Here is a 19,060-nt window from a genome sequence, read left to right as displayed (position 1 = left end):
TCCTTTCGTTTCTCTCATCTAAAAAAGAACCTCGTTTTGTTTCATTGTACGTAATATAAGGGCTGTATGAAAGCCTTATGTTGAGAATTAGCACTTGTTGATTGGAGGAAATAGCTTGCGTACTAAGCGGGTTAAAGGGAAATCCCGTAATGGAAAGTAACAATACATTTCAACAGATTCTATAAGTTTTTTAATTTTTCATATATTTTTTCTAAAAATACACAATTATCGTCTTCATTTTATTATAATTAATTATATAAATATTTATAAAAACAGTTTTAAAGATATAAATTATGAAAGGGTTACTATTTTTTCTATCTTTTACGATTAGATTACATATGACAGTTTATATGAGTCATATAAAAGGGGGATTCTATATGAACTATACAAACAAAGCCACCGTTTTAGGAACAATCGCTGCACTTAACTTGTCGCTATTTGCTCCCAATGTGTTTGCCAAGGAACAATCAGAGCCAACTGGAACAGTAGAAGCAAGCAACTTATATGTACGCTCTGAGCCTTCTATAAAAGGAAAGGTACTCGGAAGTCTAAAAAAAGGACAAGCCGTTTCTATAACGAAACAACAAAATGGCTGGGGAACCATCTTATTTAATGGTGAAAAAGCTTATATTTCGATGGACTATATTAAACCAATTGCATCAAAGGAGCATGCAACGTCTCGTGAAACAGCTACTGTTACTGCTGACAAGCTTAACATCAGAGCTTCTGCCTCTACTTCTAGCAAGTTACTTGGAAAATTGAATAAAGGACAAACTGTCTCTGTTCTTGCCAAACAAGGGGCTTGGACAAAAATTTCTTTTAACGGTACAGACGCTTTCGTTTCTACTGAGTTTTTGCGTTTTGTAACGAATCCTGCTCCGGCACCAACTCCCGCTCCGAGTGCGCCTGAGTCTGCCACTGTTACTGCCGATAAACTGAACGTCAGATCCTCTGCTTCTACTTCTGCCAAAGTGCTCGGCAAGTTGAATAAGGGACAAACTGTTTCTGTTCTTGCCAAACAAGGGGCTTGGACAAAAATTTCTTTTAACGGTACAGACGCTTTCGTTTCTACTGAGTTTTTGCGTTTTGTAACGAATCCAGCTCCGACACCAACTCCCGCTCCGAGTGCGCCTGAGTCTGCCACTGTTACTGCCGATAAACTGAACGTCAGATCCTCTGCTTCTACTTCTGCCAAAGTGCTCGGCAAGTTGAATAAGGGACAAACTGTTTCTGTTCTTGCCAAACAAGGGGCTTGGACAAAAATTTCTTTTAACGGTACAGACGCTTTCGTTTCTACTGAGTTTTTGCGTTTTGTAACGAATCCTGCTCCGGCACCAACTCCCGAACCACCTAAAACAGAATCAGCAACTGTTACAGCTACCCTATTACATGTGTATGCTACAGCTTCTTCACAAGCGGAGATTGTAGATAAAATGAAAAAAGGAAGTAAAGTGGATGTGATTGGTCAGGAGAAAACATGGACAAAAATTTGGCTGAACGGACGCGAAGCATTCGTATTAACAAAGTATTTACAGTTCAAAGATACACCTTTAAAAGAGACTATAAAAAAACAGATTACAGTCCCACAAACCACAGTATACGATAAGGCTGCTTATACAGGAAAGTCGCTCGGTGTTGTAAAACAGAACAGCGAAGTACAAGTCTTGTCAGAGGCTAAGGGTTGGTTAACCATTCTATTTAACGACAAAGAAGCATTTATACCCGCTCTTGCAGTACAGCCCTTACAAGAAGAAGAAACATCTGTTACAACAGCTACTTTAAATGTTAGATCTACTCCTTCTACCAGCGGTGCCATTGTAGGAAAGCTCAATCAAGGTCAATCCGTTATAATCGTAAGCAAAGAAAATGGCTGGGGGAAAATTGCGTTTAATGGTAAATATGCTTATATTTCTTTAGGATATGTTAAAACTGACAAAGGGACCGCTTCATATTCTATCGTTACCGGCTCCTACAGCATGCTGCAGGCAAACCAACAAGAAGCTGCAAAAGCCTTTGCTTCATTAAAATCAGACGGCTACGTGACACGAAACGGAAAAATTATTGATATGAAACAGGGGTTTGTACGTACCAATAAAGTTACTAATATATATGACCTGCAAACTCACAAACAGGTAACATATGTTGCCCCAAACACAGATTTAAAGTTTGTTAAAGTAGATGGCTCCCGTATTCATGTGTCTTTCGATGGTAAAAATGGGTATGTATTTGCACAAGATGTAGAACTACATCCTAATTTACTCAAAACGAAAACCTCTTTTTATACAGTAAAAGCAGGCAATATTCTTTATAATTCATACCAGGTCGCTACCAATAGCTACTATGTCTTAAATGAAGGCTATGCACCTACACATTTAAAAGATGGCGTACAGTATACAGCTTTTGATCGAACTTTAATTGGCGGAAAGGAGAGCTATCAATACTTTGCATACTTGCCTTTACGTGTATCATCATCCTATACAGCAGCTGAACTAGATGCATTTATTCGCGCCAGTCGACCAGATAGCCCCTTAATTGGGACAGGCATCTATTTTATTGAAGCTGCTAACAAGTACAACATGAATGCAGCTTACCTACTTTCACATGCCATTGTAGAGTCTGCATGGGGAACAAGCCGGATTGCCAGAGAAAAAAACAATTTATTCGGCTTTAAAGCAGTAGACTCCAATCCTTATGATGGCGCCGCATCATTTGCAACGTTACAAGAGGGCATTGACTATTGTGCAGGATATATTGACAGAAACTATCTAACACCTGATGCAAAGTTTTATAACGGTGCGTTTCTTGGAGATAAAGCTCGGGGCATGAATGTACTATATGCGAGCGACAGCAACTGGTCTCGAAATATTTCGTCCGTGATGCACCGATTAGACAAAATGTATAGTAACCGTAATTATAAAACATATGAACTTGGGAGAGTGACAGAAGGAACCGTGTTGCTTGCAAATCTAGCTGGCAAAAAAGCAGCAACTGTTGGCAAAGACATTACAGTCGCTATTAAAGGAACCACCCAAACATCACAGGGAACTTATTACGAAGTATTCTCTGATTCTAGTGCGTATACAACGTTATTTATTCATGAGAGTCAGGTTAAGAAGATTCATACATATTAATACAAGATTCTTTCTAGAATGAGAGAGGTTGGGTGTACCGTTACAGCTTCTCACGGACCACCAGCGCGCACTCTTCTAGGATTAGGTGTACCGCAACAGCTTCTCACGGACCACCAGCGCGCACTTTTCTAGGGTTAGGTGTACCGCAACAGCTTCTCACGGACCACCAGCGCGCACTCTTCTAGGATTAGGTGTACCGCAACAGCTTCTCACGGACCACCAGCGCGCACTCTTCTAGGGTTAGGTGTACCGCAAGAACTTCTCACGGACCACCAGCGCACTTTCATCCGGGTCTACCAAACCTATACACCCATCGCAAGCCAGCATATCAAATTAATAACATGCCCTGGGTCAAAAACATCCAAACAAAACCCCTTTAGTGGCTGCTAAAGGGGTTTTGTTTATCCTATTTTTCTGAGGGTATTGTCCAATTTCATTTGGAATTTCCCATGAAGATAGTACGAAATGGCACCTAAAATTAGCCAGAATGCCAAATACATCCAAGTAAGATGGTTTAGCTTTAACATTAAATATGCGCAGCAAACAATTACTAGTACTGGTAGATACGGAACAAACGGAGCAGTAAATCCTCGTTGCAGGTTTGTATGGGTACGACGTAAAATTATGACTGAAATTGCTACCATGATAAACGTTAAGAGCGCAATCATATTTACCAAATCAGATAATGCCTTTAAGTCAACAAAGCCACCTAACACTGCTGCAAGTAAACCAAGCAACCATGTTGAAAACACAGGTGTATTTGTTTTAGCATCCATGCGAGAAAACGTTTGCGGCAATAGTTTGTCACGGCTCATCGCAAATAACATTCGCACACCCGCATACAAATACGCAAGAATAACGGTTGTAATACCAGCTAATGCCCCCACCGATAAAATACCTGCTACCATATCTTGTCCAACAGCATGTAACGCAAACGCCATCGCATCGGATACATCCAGCTGCTCAAATGGCACCATACCCGTTAAGATCAGCGAAACGACAACGTATAAAATGGTACAAATGACCAAAGAACCAATAATCCCGATTGGCAAGTCGCGCTTCGGATTTTTCACTTCTTCTGCTGCCGCAGCTACCGCGTCAAAGCCTAAAAATGCGAAAAATACAGCTGCAGCACCGCCAATAATCCCTTCTACACCAAATGGCATAAATGGTGTCCAATTATCCGGCTTTACATAAAATATACCCACCACAACAAACAAAGCAATAATTATGATTTTAATCATGACCATCATATTAGTAATTCGTTTACTTTCCTTTGCTCCTTGTGTTAACACCCATGTTAATAACAAGACAATCACAATGGCCGGTATATTAGCAAAGCCGCCCTGCATCGGATCTGTATGCCATGCTTTAGGGATTTCTACTCCAAAGCCGTTCAATAGTGACACAAAATAAGCCGACCAGCCATTAGCTACCGCAGCTACAGCCAATATATACATCAGCATTTGTGCCCAGCCAATCAAAAATGCTACAAGTTCTCCGACAGTAAGATATGAATAAATATATACCCCGCCTGAAGTCGGTAAAGCAGATGCCAGCTCGGCATAACAAAACGCTACAAATGTACATATAATCGCAGCTAGTATAAAAGAAAAAATAACAGATGGTCCGGCGTAGTTTGCCGCAATCATACCTGTTAATACTAAAATTCCTATTCCAACAATCGCGCCAATTCCAAGAAGAACAAGGTCGAATGCTCCCAATGTTTTTTCTAGACCTTTATCGCGATTTCCCATAATCTCTTGTATCGATTTCTTATGGAAGAATTGATTCACAGATGCTCCTCCTTACAATATTGTCAAAACTTCTGCACAATTTAGTATTTTAGCATACTTATTTCAAATTGTGCACCCTTAATGTTGTACAATTTTGTTGTTTTTCTCCATTTTCTTCTCTGTGCATCCAAACAAAAAAAGAAGAGCGATATCGCCCTCCTTGTTGTATCAATTTTAATACTCTATCGGCCGTTTTACTTCTCAAAAAAACCTTTCCGGCACAGCCGGAAAGGTTTTTTATTAAAGTGTTTCAGATGTTGTTTTTGCTTGCATGTGAAGAAGCAAATAGTCAGGACCGCCTGCTTTGGAGTCAGTACCAGACATGTTGAAGCCACCGAATGGTTGGTATCCAACGATTGCACCTGTGCAGCCGCGGTTGAAGTATAGGTTACCTACGTGGAAGTCTTCACGAGCTTTTTCAATGTTTGCACGGTTGTTGGAGATTACTGCTCCTGTTAAACCAAACTCTGTGTTGTTAGCAATATCGATTGCATGATCGAAATCTTTTGCCTTACAGAATGCTACAACCGGTCCAAAGATTTCTTCTTTCATCAAACGAGCATCTTCAGCTACATCAGCGAAGATTGTAGGTTGAATGAACCAACCTTTGGAGTCATCTCCCTCGCCGCCTGTCATTAGCTTACCTTCTTCTTTACCAATTTGGATGTAGCTCATGATTTTATCGAACGCGCCTTGGTCATTTACAGGACCCATGTATGTGCCTTGTTCAGCCGGGTTGCCAAGCGTCAATTCTTTTGTCAATTCTACTGCTCTTTCAAGTACTGTATCATATACATCTTCTACGATAACCGCACGAGAGCAAGCAGAACATTTTTGACCAGAAAAACCGAATGCGGACGCAACGATGGATTGCGCTGCTAATTCAAGGTCTGCTTCTTTATCTACTACAATTGTATCTTTACCGCCCATTTCAGCGATAACACGCTTTAACCAAATTTGACCAGGATTTACTTTCGCCGCACGCTCATAAATACGAATACCAACTTCTTTTGAACCTGTGAAGCTGATAAAGCGTGTGCGAGGGTGATCAACCAAATAATCTCCCACTTCAGAACCGCTACCCGGTACAAAGTTTACAACACCTGCAGGAAGACCTGCTTCTTCTAATACTTCAATGAACTTCGCAGCAACAACAGGTGTCGTGCTCGCAGGCTTCAAAAGAACTGTGTTACCGGATACAACTGCAGCAGTTGTCATACCTGCCATGATTGCAAACGGGAAGTTCCAAGGAGAAATGATAACACCTACTCCTAGTGGAATATATGAGAAGCGGTTATATTCGATTGGACGGCTTTCCACTGGAATGCCATCTTTTAATTTTAACATTTGACGACCGTAGTACTCTAAGAAATCGATTGCTTCTGCAGTATCTGCATCTGCTTCTCTCCAAGGCTTTCCTGCTTCTTTCGTCAGAATTGCAGAGAACTCATGCTTTCTACGACGGATGATTGCAGCTGCACGGAACAAGATGTCGGCACGCATTTCTGGCTTTGTTTTTCTCCAAGTTTGGAACGTTGTATCAGCAATTTGCATCGCCTTTTCTGCAAGCTCGCGGTTTGCTTTTGATACGCGACCGATAACTTCTTCTTTATTTGCAGGGTTAACGGATACAATTTTATCTTCCGTTGTAATGCGTTCTCCCCCGATGATTAGTGGATAATCTTGTCCAAGATAAGATTCTACCTTCTTCAACCCTTCTTCAAATGCAAGTTTATTGGCCTCTACCGTATAATCTGTAAAAGGCTCATGTTTGTAAGCTACTACCATAATCAATGCCTCCCCTTTTTGTATGAAAAGCGTTTACATCACAATCTCTATTCTACATGATTATTATGATTAGTTCAAACTTTCTTGAAACATTGTTTTTGTATAAAGTGTATAATTTTACAACGAAATAAAATGTGCACGTTTTCATAAAAGCACTTAAAAACTTCTAATAACATTCACTTGAAAAAGCTTGTAGACATTCTATAAAATACCTTTATCCTCATTACTCTCTAACTTTTATAAAAATACATCTCCTTACATACTTAGTGTAAAGAAACGAATAAACACTTAATTTTATACATATTTTTATACATGCAACATTTTCTTAAAATATTTTTAAGGCTCTCATCACTATCTTTATACCCTAGAAATCATTCATCCATTTACAAGTACCCTAACGATGCAAGATTCTTTCAAGATATTCGTGCCTGTATGTAGAATTGTAAATCGATAACACACTAATATATAATTATGAAGAAATCATTTTATAAATAAATTTTTAGCAGGTGGACAATTATGTTAGCTATTCGCGAGATTTGTACAGAAATCAAAAAATTTTTTCATTTATATGTAAAGGTAACAGCTTCTAGTGATAAAGTAAGCTACGCATATTATTTATAATGGTTTGATACAAGGAGCTAACTTCCTTAAAAGCTTTATTCATTTCCGATTCAACTCCATCATCCCTTATACTGCCGAAATCGGAAAAGGAACACGACTAGGTTATGGAGGGATTGGGGTTGTCATTCATGCGAAAGCAAAAATTGGGGCGAACTGTGTTATATCACAAAATGTAACCATCGGCTCTAGAGAGACGCTACCAACAATAGATGATTACGTATTTATAGGACCAGGTACAAAGTGTCTGGGAGGACGAATTGGAGATAACGTTGTAGTTGACGCAAACTCTGTTGTAACAAAAGAAGTACCAAGTAATTGCGTTATTGCAGGAGTACCTACAAAAGTAATTAGTACAGATATGGAAAAGTATCAGTCTTATATTAAGAAATAAAATTTTAAAAGAAGAGAGTGTATAACAAGGAAATAGCTTCCCTTTTATACACTCTCTATAATATTTTTGTCTATCCAAAGCTTTTATAAGAATGACTCTGCTCAGTCAAATATATGAACAATTGGTTGTTCTTGCTCTGAATCCCGTAAAATTACAGCCTCTTGCCTGCCGACCGAATGAATATTCACCTCGACCTTAACGTAGTTTGGAAAATGCTCCATAATCAAACCTGTCACAAATTGTGTGAAGCCAATGACCTCCGCTTTTCCATTAAACTGGACAGGTATATCTAGCTTTAACTCTTGAATTTGCTTATCTTTATAAAAGCCACGACCTACTACTGCCGTGAAGTTATTCGGGAAATACTCAGCAATATCTGACTTAAAGTTTTCTATCTTTGTATTATCTTCGCGATAATCCTTTTTTCCTGCTTCAGAAGGAAATAAGTAGTACCGCTCATCAATGCTGTCCCAGTCACCAACTTTTGTTTCTCCTTTGTCCAGCTTTGTATAGGTTACAAAATGCCCTGGCACAAGGGAAGACTTGGCTTCTTGTCGATAAATCGCAAAAGTAACAGGAACATCTCTCCATTTTTCTTGTTTGACTAAAACATCTAAAATAGCTTGGGCCATTTTTTTGCCCTGTTCTAGCATTTCTCCTTCCGGAATAGGTGTTTCACGCGGATAACCGCCTTGCTCCGGCGGAAGATTATAATAATGAACGGAATTCATCGCTAAACCAATTACAACACCGCCAATTTCTACTTCACCATTACCGTTTTTAATCATATAATTATGCTCTAAGATATTAGATAGATAAATTGGGCTTTTCGCATTTTTATCTTCAACAGAACCAGGAGCATCTTTATCATATGGTGGGTTCAATCCTAAATTCGGCACTTTGACCTTTTTGTTTAAGTTGTTTTGACGTTTCTCCGCTTCTGCTTGCTGCGCATCTGTTCGCTTTCTCTGCACAAGCTGTTGTACGGTGTCTCTACTTAGAAATTGTCCTTCTTGAAACAAGTAATCTTTTGTACTGAAAGATTCTTGTGCAATGCGCATCAGCCCGGTTTCAAACTCATCGATATCCAAGCGGCTGTTAAGCCCTTGCACCACCAAGCCGCGGGCAGCGCCTTCTTCAAACGGAATGATCGATTTATAGTATTCATCGGAAATAGAGTAGCTAGGAATAATCGAATTCTCTTTAGATTTTCCCACTTTTTGGACGATCTTTTCGTCCTTTTGAAAGCTTGGGGCGCATCCTGTCAGGATCAGCCCAAGACTTATACATAATGCAAGCTTCTTCATATTTACACCTCTTACTTATTTAACTCCGCCACAAACCTCTCTTCATTCCATACTTCTACGTTATGTTTTTCAGCCTGTGCTAATTTGGAACCAGCCGCTTCTCCTGCGATTAGTAAATCTGTACTTTTACTCACACTTCCAGTCACTTTCCCGCCAAGCTCTTCAATTTTCTTCTTTGCCTCACTTCGTCCCATAAGCTCCAGTTTACCAGTTAATACAACCGTTTTACCTGCAAAATATGAATCGCTGTTTACCACTTCTGAAGGTTTTACGCCTTTATATATCATATTTACGCCGTGCTCGGCAAGCTTTTGAAGCAGTTCTTCTACTTCTTCATTATCAAAATAAGCGACAATAGACTCTGCCATTTTATCACCAATTTCATTAATAGCTGTTAATTCTTCTACGCTTGCCTTACGCAGGTTTTCCATGTTATCAAAATGCTGGGCTAGTGTGCGGGCAGCCTTTGATCCAACGTGACGAATTCCCAATCCGAACAATAACTTCTCAAGAGAGTTATTCTTAGAAGCTTGGATAGCTGCAATTAAGTTAGATGCGGATTTTTCGCCAAAACGCTCAAGCCCCAACAACTGTTCTTTTTCCAATTTGTATATATCCGCAACCGTATGAATTAACTTTTCATTGAAAAGCTGTGTAATCACGCGTTCTCCCAAACCATCAATATTCATGGCATCACGAGATACAAAATGAATCAACCCTTCACGGATTTGCGCTGGACAAGATGGATTTAAACAACGAAGCGCGACTTCTCCTTCTAACCTTACTAAGTCACTCTCACATTCTGGACAGGTCTCTGGCATACGGAACTCTTGCTCTTCTCCTGTACGACGCTCGACCAATGCACTTACGACCTCGGGAATAATATCTCCGGCTTTTTTGATGATTACATAATCACCGATACGAATGTCTTTTTCACGAATTAGATCTTCGTTATGAAGCGAAGCGCGGCGCACAATGGAACCAGCAACACGAACAGGTTCGAGATTTGCGGTTGGTGTAACAACGCCTGTACGACCTACATTTAGCTCAATATCAAGCAGTTTTGTCACAACCTCTTCAGCTGGAAACTTATACGCTATAGCCCATCTTGGACTTTTCGCTGTTAACCCTAATTGCTGTTGTATCGTCACATCATCTACTTTGATTACGATACCGTCTATTTCATAGTCAAGCTCTGGACGCTTAATTTGCCACTCTTCCACATAGGCAATCACTTCCTCTATACTGCCGCAAACACGACGATGCGTGTTCGTTTTAAAGCCAAGCGCATCGAGATAATTCAATGCCTCACTATGAGATGAAATAGTTTGTCCTTCTAAATTCGTTAAACCGTACACAAAGAACGATAAATTACGCTGTGCTGCAATTTTTGGATCCAATTGACGTAGAGAACCAGCTGCAGCATTTCTTGGGTTCGCAAATAAAACTTCGCCCTTTTCTTCTTTTTCTTCATTGAGCTTTACAAAAGAACGCTTTGGCATATAAGCCTCTCCGCGCGCTTCCATTGTAGCAGATTCCTTTAAACGCAGTGGGATGGCTTTAATCGTTTTTAGGTTTTGGGTAATATCTTCACCTGTTACTCCGTCGCCGCGGGTAGCACCTTGCACAAACAAACCGTTTTCATAACGAAGGGATACCGCTAACCCATCTATTTTCAATTCGCAAACATAACGAATCTCCTCGCGTCCGCTACCTTGGCGAACTTTTCGGTCAAAATCACGCAAATCTGTCTCATTAAATGCATTGCCAAGGCTAAGCATGGGTGATGTGTGTGTCACTTTTGTAAACACATCAAGGACTTGTCCGCCGACACGCAAGGAAGGAGAATCGTCTGTCAAAAATTCCGGATACTCTTCCTCTAACCGCATCAACTCTTGCATATACTTGTCATATTCAGCATCTGAAACGGAAGGCTTATCCAAAACATGATACTCATAATTAAATTTATTTAACATATCGCGCAGTTCTTTTATGCGCTGTGCAATCTCACTTGACATAGGTAACCTCCTACACCTTCGTAATTGGGGCAAACTTTGCCAGCAATCGTTTAATACCTGTTGGACTTGGGAAGGCAATATCAAGCTCCATATTGTCTCCATCGCCCTTCACACTCACAACCGTACCTGTTCCCCATTTATTGTGTGCCGCTTTGTCACCTACACGCCAGCCATGCTGCTCCCCACCTGTAGACTGCAACGTCGGTTGCTGTACAGTGCGCATCCGAGGCGCTGGAGTCGGTGTTGTCTTTCGTTTTTGCGGTACACTATGAAGCGGCTGTATCAGTTCTTGTGGAATCTCTGCAATAAAGCGCGATTCCGGATTCATACTCGTTCTACCGTATAACGTCCTCATTTGGGCATTTGTTATATACAACTCTTGTTCGGCTCGCGTCACGCCCACATACGCCAAGCGACGCTCTTCTTCCATCTCATTTTCGTCCATCAACGAACGCAAATGCGGGAAAATGCCCTCCTCCATACCAACAATAAACACAACTGGAAACTCCAGTCCTTTTGCTGAGTGCATGGTCATTAAAATAACTTCTTCTTGGCTGCCTGGCTCTTCATCAACGCGGTCAATATCCGCTACGAGCGCCAAATCCGTTAAAAACGCGACTAAGCTTTTGTCTTCGCTTTGTGCTTCAAAGTTTTGTGTAACCGATAAAAACTCTTCTAAGTTCTCCAGACGCGCTTGTGCTTCTAAAGAACGCTCGTTTTTCAGCATATCGCGGTAGCCCGTTTTCTCCAGCACCTCTTCCACCAATTCCGTTACAGACAAATATTCCTGCTGCTGTACCCAGCCCTTCATATGACGATGAAACTCCCCAACAGCATTCGTAATTTTGGCACTCAGTCCGACAAAATCAATTTGTTCTAGTACATCGCTTAAAGGCAGGTCATTCATCGTTCCGTAGTTGATGATTTTATCAATGGAGGATGCGCCAATACCGCGCTTCGGTACATTAATGATACGAGAGAAGCTAATCTCGTCCTGTGGGTTTGCAATTAAGCGTAAGTAGGCTAGGATGTCTTTAATTTCTTTGCGATCATAGAACTTAATACCACCGACGATTTTATACGGAATATTAGATTTTAAGAAAACCTCCTCCACCACACGAGACTGAGCATTAGTGCGATATAACACCGCAAAATCCTTATAGCTGCGTTTACCAATTTGGATATCTTCGCGAATTTTTTTCGCAACAAAGTACGCCTCATCCTGCTCCGTTACCGCACGATAGTAGGAAATGGGATGTCCTTGTTCATTATCCGTCCATAAATTCTTGGGCTTGCGATTTAAATTATTATTAATTACTGTATTAGCAGCCTGTAGAATATTCTTTGTAGAGCGGTAATTCTGCTCTAGCATAATTACCGTCGCGCTCGGATAATCCTTCTCAAACGATAAAATATTCGTAATATCCGCACCGCGCCAACGATAAATAGACTGATCCGAATCACCCACAACACACAAATTTTGAAAACGTGCAGCTATCATTTTCACGAGTAAATATTGCGCACGGTTTGTGTCTTGGTACTCATCGACGTGTATGTACTGAAACTTCCGCTGATAAAACTCCAACACTTCCGGTACGCGCTCAAACAAGTGGATGGTTGTCATGATTAAATCATCAAAGTCAAGCGCATTGTTTTTTCGAAGACGCTTTTGATATTCTGTATACACATCACTGACCATTTTTTCGTACGGGTCGGGAGATGCTTCTTTTGTATATTGCTCCGGGGTAATCAGTTCGTTTTTGGCACTGCTGATTGCACCTAACAAAGCGCGTGGCTCAAACTTTTTCGGATCAACGTTGCGATCCTTTAAAATGTTTTTGACAACTGACATTTGATCGCTGTCATCTAAAATGGTGAAATTACGGCTAATGCCAATGCGATCAATGTCGCGGCGCAAAATCCGAACACACATAGAGTGAAAGGTTGAAATCCAAATATCATTTGCTTCCGGACCAACCAGTTTATCAATACGCTCTCTCATTTCGCGAGCTGCCTTGTTTGTAAATGTGATGGCGAGTATGTTCCATGGTGCTACGCCTTTTTCCTGTAGCAAATAAGCAATGCGGTGCGTTAATACTCTGGTTTTCCCACTTCCCGCACCTGCCATGATTAGCAGGGGACCGCTTGTTGTTCTGACCGCAGCTTGCTGCTCAGGGTTTAAGCCTGTTAATAATTGCAATCCGCTCATGTTGTCACTCCCCTTTCACCGCTTGCACTGTACGCAAAGCCTCTTTTACGTCTGTATAAATTAAATTGCCAACCACAACCGTATCCGCATACCGAGCCATCTCTGCAGCCTGCTCCTTCGTTGCGATGCCTCCGCCGTAGTATAAATGGGCGGATTCTAGCTCGCGTTTTACCTTTTTTACAAGCTCGGGATCTCCGTATGTACCACTGTACTCCAGATAGAAAATCGGTAAACGCAGCAACTTGTCCGCTAAACGCGCATAGGCAATTACTTCATCATGACTTAATGTGCAATTTGCTTCTGTTAATGCCGCGACTTTAGAATCTGGATTTAGAACACAATATCCCTCCATAAAAATCTCGTCCCAGTTCATGATATCGCCGAATTCCTTTAACGCTTCGTAGTGCAAACCAGTAATCCACTGGGGATTACGACTGTTCAAAACGGAGGGAATGTAGTAGTAGTCAAAACCGGGTGTGACTGCCTCTAAAGATGACACCTCGAGTACACAAGGTACTGTATATCTGCGAATGCTTGATAGCATGAATAATACATTATCCAATGTTACACCGTCACTTCCGCCCACAAGGATGGCATCTGTTCCCGATTCACAAATTTTTTCAAGATCTTCTTCACTTAGCTCTTTATTCGGGTCCAGCTTAAACACATGCTTCCATTGTTTTATGTCGTACATAAGAACACCTCTTTCCTGCTTTATGCATCATTTCATTATAACAAAGTTTTATGAATTAACGAACCGATAATATGACCTTATATAGTTTGTCCTAAATGTTGGATTGTATAGTGTGCGTGAGGTGATACACAATAAGAGACGAGGTAGATGATTTACTTCAACCTGAAGGAAAAGGAGCTGTTTCTCGTGTTCAAACCAAACATCGGCACGTTGAATGCGTTAATCCGCATTACAGCGGGATTAACAATGGTTACCTTTGCCGCTATTAAGTTAACGCGTAAACCTTGGTGCTTTTCCGCAAAGCTTTCTGTTGTATTAGGGGCAATGAAGGTTGCCGAGGGTATAGTGCGTTTCTGTCCAGTGACGGAAGCCTTTAAGCTTAACAAATACATGAATTTACCTATGATGAGCTTTATGAAAAAGGGACATTCTAATAAGCAAGAGGCACACAAAGCACATCATGATGAGCCTTCACATCATGATAAAAAAGCTTATAGTGCTTCAGATAAGGAAATTGAGGCTGACATAGCCGAAGCGATTTTGGGTACGAAATCATTTTGAATTCGGAAGAGAAAACGCATTTTCTTGTCAACACTGCAACGACTGAATTTCCTTTCTACCACACACCAACAGCCGGTGCTACAATAGCACCGGCTGTTTCTTATACCATTATATAGTCGATGGCCTTTTTACCGATATCAGAGCGGAAAAATAAGCCTTCGCTTTCAATATGGCGAATTTCTTCATATACGCGCTTTTGCGCTTCTGATAATTCTTTGCCTCTACATGCTACAAACAATACACGACCGCCGTTTGTCACAAATTCACCGTCTTGCATGGACGTACCAGCATGGAAGACAAGGGTGCCTTCTCCTACTTGGTCAAGTCCTCGAATGACATGACCCTTTTCATATGCTTCCGGATAGCCGACCGCCGCAAGTACAACACCAACAACCGCATCTGTTGACCACTGCAAGTCAACTTCTTTGCCATCGAGCAGGCACAGCATAACATCTGCCAAATCATTCTCCAGGCGCGGCAATACAACCTCTGTTTCTGGATCGCCAAACCGTGCATTGAACTCAATAACTTTAGGACCTTGTGCTGTTAAAATTAAACCCGCATACAAAATACCTGTGAAGGAACGACCTTCATTCACCATCGCCGCCGAAACAGGCAGAAGTACTGTTTCAACAGCCTTTTCTACAGCACTCGCAGGAATTTGCGGCACAGGTGAATATGCACCCATTCCCCCTGTATTAGGGCCTTGGTCGCCGTCAAAAGCACGCTTATGATCTTGTGCAATCACCATTGGATATACCTTCGTGCCCGCCACAAATGCCATCAAGGAGAATTCTTGTCCTTCTAAGAATTCTTCAATGACAACCTTTTTACTTGCAGCACCAAACTTTTCATTTAGCATCATCTCTTGCAGAGCTTCTAGCGCCTCTTCCTTCGTCATGGCTACAGTCACGCCTTTTCCTGCAGCCAATCCGTCAGCTTTAATTACAATCGGTGCCCCAATTTTCTCAATATAAGCCACAGCCTGTTCGTACTCTGTAAAGGTTTCATATGCCGCTGTAGGAATGTGATATTTCTTCATTAAATCCTTCGTGAAGGCTTTACTTCCTTCGATAACCGCTGCTTCCTTGCGCGGACCGAAAATACGAAGACCCGCTTCTTCAAACTCATTTACAATTCCATTCATTAAAGGAACCTCAGGGCCAACGATTGTCAAAGCCACTTCTTTTTCCTTTGCGAATGCAATTAGTGCTGGAATGTCGTTTTCATCAAGTGTCACCAATTGCGCAACATCGCGCATACCAGGATTACCTGGTGCTACATAAACATGATGGCCTGATTGCGCGAGCTTCCATGCCAATGCGTGCTCACGACCGCCTCTTCCGATAACCAGAATGTTCATACTTTCTCCCCCTTAGTGTTTAAAGTGACGAACACCTGTAAATACCATTGCGATTCCGTATTCATCCGCCTTTTTAATAGAATCCTCATCGCGAATAGAGCCACCAGGCTGAATGATTGCCGTTACGCCAGCCTTCGCCGCCGCTTCTACCGTATCATCCATTGGGAAGAATGCATCAGATGCAAGGGATGCCCCTATTGCTTTTTCTCCTGCTTGTGCGATTGCAATATTAGCTGCACCAACACGATTCATCTGGCCTGCGCCGACACCAATCGTCATATTGTCCTTCGTCAGCACGATGGCGTTTGATTTCACATGCTTTACAACTTTCCAGCCAAGCTTTAGATCTTCCCATTCTTGTTCAGTAGGCTGACGCTTTGTTGGAATTGTGATATTTGCAGCCTCTAAGGATAGAACATCCTCTTCTTGGACAAGTAAGCCACCTTGTACAGACGTCATTTTATTAGCTGCCTTCTCTTTCGCAATGTCTACCGTTAATAGACGAAGATTCTTCTTGCTTTGTAAGATATCCAGTGCTTCTTGCGAGAAGGAAGGCGCAATGATAATTTCTAAGAAAATCTCATGCAATTTTTCAGCTGTTGCTTTATCAATCTCACGATTCGCCGCTACAATACCTCCAAAAATAGAAACCGGATCAGCTTCGTACGCACGTTGGTACGCCTCATGGATATCAGCACCGATTCCAACGCCGCATGGGTTCATATGTTTAATTGCCACAACAGCTGGCTGTTCGAATTCCTTTACAATGCTAAGCGCAGCATCTGCATCATTAATATTATTGTACGACAATTCTTTACCATGCAGCTGCTTTGCATACGCAATCGAGGAAGCAGCTACGAATGGACTTTTATAGAAAGTCGCTTTTTGATGCGGATTTTCACCGTAGCGCAAATCCTGTTTCTTCTCAAAAGTAACTGTAATTGTCTCAGGGCTTTCTTCACCTGTTTGCTTTGTTAGGTATTCAGAGATTAAAGCGTCGTATGCAGCTGTGTGACGGAATACTTTTGCCGCCAGCTTACGCTTTGCTTCCTTAGACACATCGCCACTTTCCTTTAATTCTGTAAGAACTGCAGAGTAATCAGTAGGATCTACGATGACAGCAACATATTCGTGATTTTTCGCAGCGGAACGAATCATTGTTGGGCCACCAATATCAATATTTTCAATCGCATCCTCAAATGTTACATCCGGCTTCGCGATCGTTTGTTTAAACGGATATAAGTTAACTACAACAAAGTCGATGGGCTGAATACCAAGCTCATTCATTTGCGCCACATGTGTTTCGTTGTCACGAACTGCAAGCAAGCCGCCATGAATATTCGGGTGAAGTGTTTTAACGCGTCCATCCATAATTTCAGGGAATCCCGTTACTTCAGAAATACCGATTACGTTCAAGCCATTTTCTTGCAGCAGCTTTTTCGTGCCTCCTGTAGAAATAACCTCAACATCTGCTTCTATTAATCCTTTAACGAATTCCACAATGCCCGTTTTATCAGATACACTTACTAACGCACGTTTTTTCATGACAATTTCACTCCTGTTACTAAAGTTTGAATGGTCTGGATGTACAAGGTATGTTCTAGCGCTTGAATTTTTTGATGCAGGCTTTCATGCGTATCACTCGGTTCGATTGACACGGGTGCCTGCGCAATCACCGGCCCAGTGTCCATGCCTTCATCAACAAAGTGAATGGTTACGCCTGTCTCCGTTGCCCCGGCCTCCAAAGCCTGACCTACCGCGTCTTTGCCTGGAAAAGCAGGTAATAGCGACGGATGAATGTTGACAATGCGACCTTTATACGCCTCCAATAAAACTGTACCAATCAAACGCATATAACCAGCGAGAAAGATCCATTCTATGTTATGAATACGCAGCTGCTTCAAAATATCTGTTTCAAAAGCTTCTTTAGAAGCATAACTTTTAGCTGCAAATACAAAGGTCGGAATACTATGCGCTTTTGCTCGCTCAATAGCCATCGCCCCTGCTTTATCACAAACGAGCAGACCAATTTCCACTGACAGCGCACCATTCTCCATTGCATCTATTATCGCTTGAAAATTGGAGCCGTTCCCCGAAGCGAATACCGCTATTTTCATACGACTGCTCCTCCGCCAAACGTTACACCTTCTCCTGAAGCCGCTCGGCCGATAATATATGCTTTTTCTCCCTGCGCTTCTAGCAATCTAATAACACCTGCAAACTCTGATTCTGACACTGCAAGTACCATACCGATGCCCATATTGAAAATATTGAACATTTCATTTCGGTTCAGGTCCCCTGTTTCTTGCAGCAAATCAAAGATTGGGGGAATAGGCCAAGAGCCGTAATCAATTTCTGCCCCGATTCCTTCCGGAAGCATACGAGGAATATTTTCAATGAAGCCTCCGCCTGTAATATGTGCCATTCCTTTAATATCAAAATGCTTCAACGCTTCTAGGATGGGTTTCACATAAATACGTGTCGGACGAAGCAATTCTTCTCCAAGCGTCGTTTCCAAATTTCCATATGTTTCATGCAGAGACAATTGTCCTTGTTCTAGTAGCACTTTTCGCACAAGCGAATAACCGTTGCTGTGAATACCATTTGAGGATAGACCAATTAATACATCCCCTGCTTCAATGCTTTTTCCTGTGATCAGCCTTTGCTTATCAGCAATTCCAACTGTAAATCCAGCTAGATCATATTCATTCTCAGCGTACATTCCTGGCATTTCCGCAGTTTCACCGCCAATTAAAGAGCAACCGGCTTGTAAACAACCTTCTGCCACTCCTTTTACAATACTTTCAATTCGGGCAGGATCTGCTTTACCACAAGCGATGTAGTCTAGGAAAAACAATGGTTCTGCTCCCTGTACCACAATATCGTTTACACACATGGCCACTGCATCGATTCCAATTGTACCATGCTTATCCATCATAAACGCTAACATCAGCTTTGTGCCTACACCATCTGTACCGGAAATTAAAACTGGCTCCTGCATACCGAACTTCGAGATATCAAACATGCCGCCAAATCCGCCTAAACCGCCCAAAACCTCGGGACGAGTCGTTTTTTGAACATGCTTTTTCATGCGCGTCACCGCTTCATATCCCGCTTCAATATCGACTCCCGCTTCTTTATAAGAATGTGCCACCTTGTACGCCTCCTTTTGAAACCAATT

The 19,060-nt window shown here is 41.7% G+C and carries 13 protein-coding genes; 3 read left to right on the top strand and 10 right to left on the bottom strand.

The window, feature by feature from the left end; translation table 11 throughout:
- The first annotated feature begins 377 nt into the window (after window positions 1–377).
- Window positions 378–3,131, top strand: a complete 2,754-nt coding sequence (locus MUG87_RS14080) for an SH3 domain-containing protein (protein ID WP_247082951.1) — start codon at window positions 378–380, stop codon at window positions 3,129–3,131.
- A gap of 401 nt (window positions 3,132–3,532) precedes the next feature.
- Here MUG87_RS14080 and MUG87_RS14075 read toward each other — a convergent pair whose 3' ends face one another.
- Together MUG87_RS14075 and pruA are read right to left on the bottom strand one after the other, a co-directional pair.
- On the bottom strand, window positions 3,533–4,927 hold the full coding sequence (locus tag MUG87_RS14075; protein ID WP_247082950.1) for an amino acid permease: 1,395 nt from the start codon (window positions 4,925–4,927) through the stop codon (window positions 3,533–3,535).
- A gap of 240 nt (window positions 4,928–5,167) precedes the next feature.
- Entirely contained in the window at window positions 5,168–6,715 is a 1,548-nt protein-coding gene (gene pruA, locus MUG87_RS14070) for an L-glutamate gamma-semialdehyde dehydrogenase (RefSeq protein ID WP_247082949.1), read from the bottom strand.
- Window positions 6,716–7,340: 625 nt separating this feature from the next.
- Here pruA and MUG87_RS14065 point away from each other — a divergent pair.
- Window positions 7,341–7,727, top strand: a complete 387-nt coding sequence (locus MUG87_RS14065) for a serine O-acetyltransferase (RefSeq protein ID WP_247082948.1) — start codon at window positions 7,341–7,343, stop codon at window positions 7,725–7,727.
- Window positions 7,728–7,828: 101 nt separating this feature from the next.
- Here the strand turns inward: MUG87_RS14065 and MUG87_RS14060 are convergent, their stop codons facing one another.
- Genes MUG87_RS14060 through MUG87_RS14045 form a run of 4 tightly spaced genes read right to left on the bottom strand, consistent with a single transcriptional unit; the run spans window position 7,829 to window position 13,955 of the window.
- A complete protein-coding gene (locus MUG87_RS14060) occupies window positions 7,829–9,034 on the bottom strand; it encodes a CamS family sex pheromone protein (protein WP_247082947.1) in 1,206 nt (401 codons plus the stop codon).
- Between the two features lie 11 nt (window positions 9,035–9,045).
- Window positions 9,046–11,052, bottom strand: coding sequence for an NAD-dependent DNA ligase LigA (ligA, locus tag MUG87_RS14055; RefSeq protein WP_247082945.1), 2,007 nt, complete (start codon window positions 11,050–11,052; stop codon window positions 9,046–9,048).
- A 10-nt stretch (window positions 11,053–11,062) separates the two neighbouring features.
- Window positions 11,063–13,261: a DNA helicase PcrA gene (gene pcrA, locus MUG87_RS14050; protein WP_247082943.1), complete on the bottom strand. Its 2,199-nt coding sequence runs from the start codon at window positions 13,259–13,261 to the stop codon at window positions 11,063–11,065.
- Between the two features lie 4 nt (window positions 13,262–13,265).
- Entirely contained in the window at window positions 13,266–13,955 is a 690-nt protein-coding gene (locus MUG87_RS14045; protein WP_247082940.1) for a heptaprenylglyceryl phosphate synthase, read from the bottom strand.
- A 147-nt stretch (window positions 13,956–14,102) separates the two neighbouring features.
- On the opposite strand from MUG87_RS14045, the gene MUG87_RS14040 reads away from it, so the two are divergent.
- Window positions 14,103–14,516, top strand: a complete 414-nt coding sequence (locus MUG87_RS14040) for a YgaP family membrane protein (RefSeq protein WP_247082938.1) — start codon at window positions 14,103–14,105, stop codon at window positions 14,514–14,516.
- Between the two features lie 100 nt (window positions 14,517–14,616).
- Here the strand turns inward: MUG87_RS14040 and purD are convergent, their stop codons facing one another.
- The 4 genes from purD to purM are packed head-to-tail and all read right to left on the bottom strand — an operon-like array spanning window position 14,617 to window position 19,033.
- Window positions 14,617–15,879 (bottom strand): phosphoribosylamine--glycine ligase, encoded by a 1,263-nt coding sequence (purD, locus tag MUG87_RS14035; RefSeq protein ID WP_247082936.1) that lies wholly within the window; start codon window positions 15,877–15,879, stop codon window positions 14,617–14,619.
- Window positions 15,880–15,891: 12 nt separating this feature from the next.
- On the bottom strand, window positions 15,892–17,424 hold the full coding sequence (purH, locus tag MUG87_RS14030) for a bifunctional phosphoribosylaminoimidazolecarboxamide formyltransferase/IMP cyclohydrolase (protein WP_247082935.1): 1,533 nt from the start codon (window positions 17,422–17,424) through the stop codon (window positions 15,892–15,894).
- Complete coding sequence (purN, locus tag MUG87_RS14025) at window positions 17,421–17,996, bottom strand: phosphoribosylglycinamide formyltransferase (protein WP_247082934.1); 576 nt, start codon at window positions 17,994–17,996, stop codon at window positions 17,421–17,423. Before purN ends, purH begins: the two co-directional genes overlap by 4 nt.
- Window positions 17,993–19,033, bottom strand: a complete 1,041-nt coding sequence (gene purM, locus MUG87_RS14020) for a phosphoribosylformylglycinamidine cyclo-ligase (RefSeq protein ID WP_247082933.1) — start codon at window positions 19,031–19,033, stop codon at window positions 17,993–17,995. Before purM ends, purN begins: the two co-directional genes overlap by 4 nt.
- Window positions 19,034–19,060 lie beyond the last annotated feature (27 nt).

This window comes from Ectobacillus sp. JY-23, assembly GCF_023022965.1.
In the GTDB taxonomy this organism is placed as follows: domain Bacteria; phylum Bacillota; class Bacilli; order Bacillales; family Bacillaceae_G; genus Ectobacillus.
Note: the sequence above shows the minus strand (reverse complement) of the source record. Positions and strands in the feature narration are given on the sequence as shown.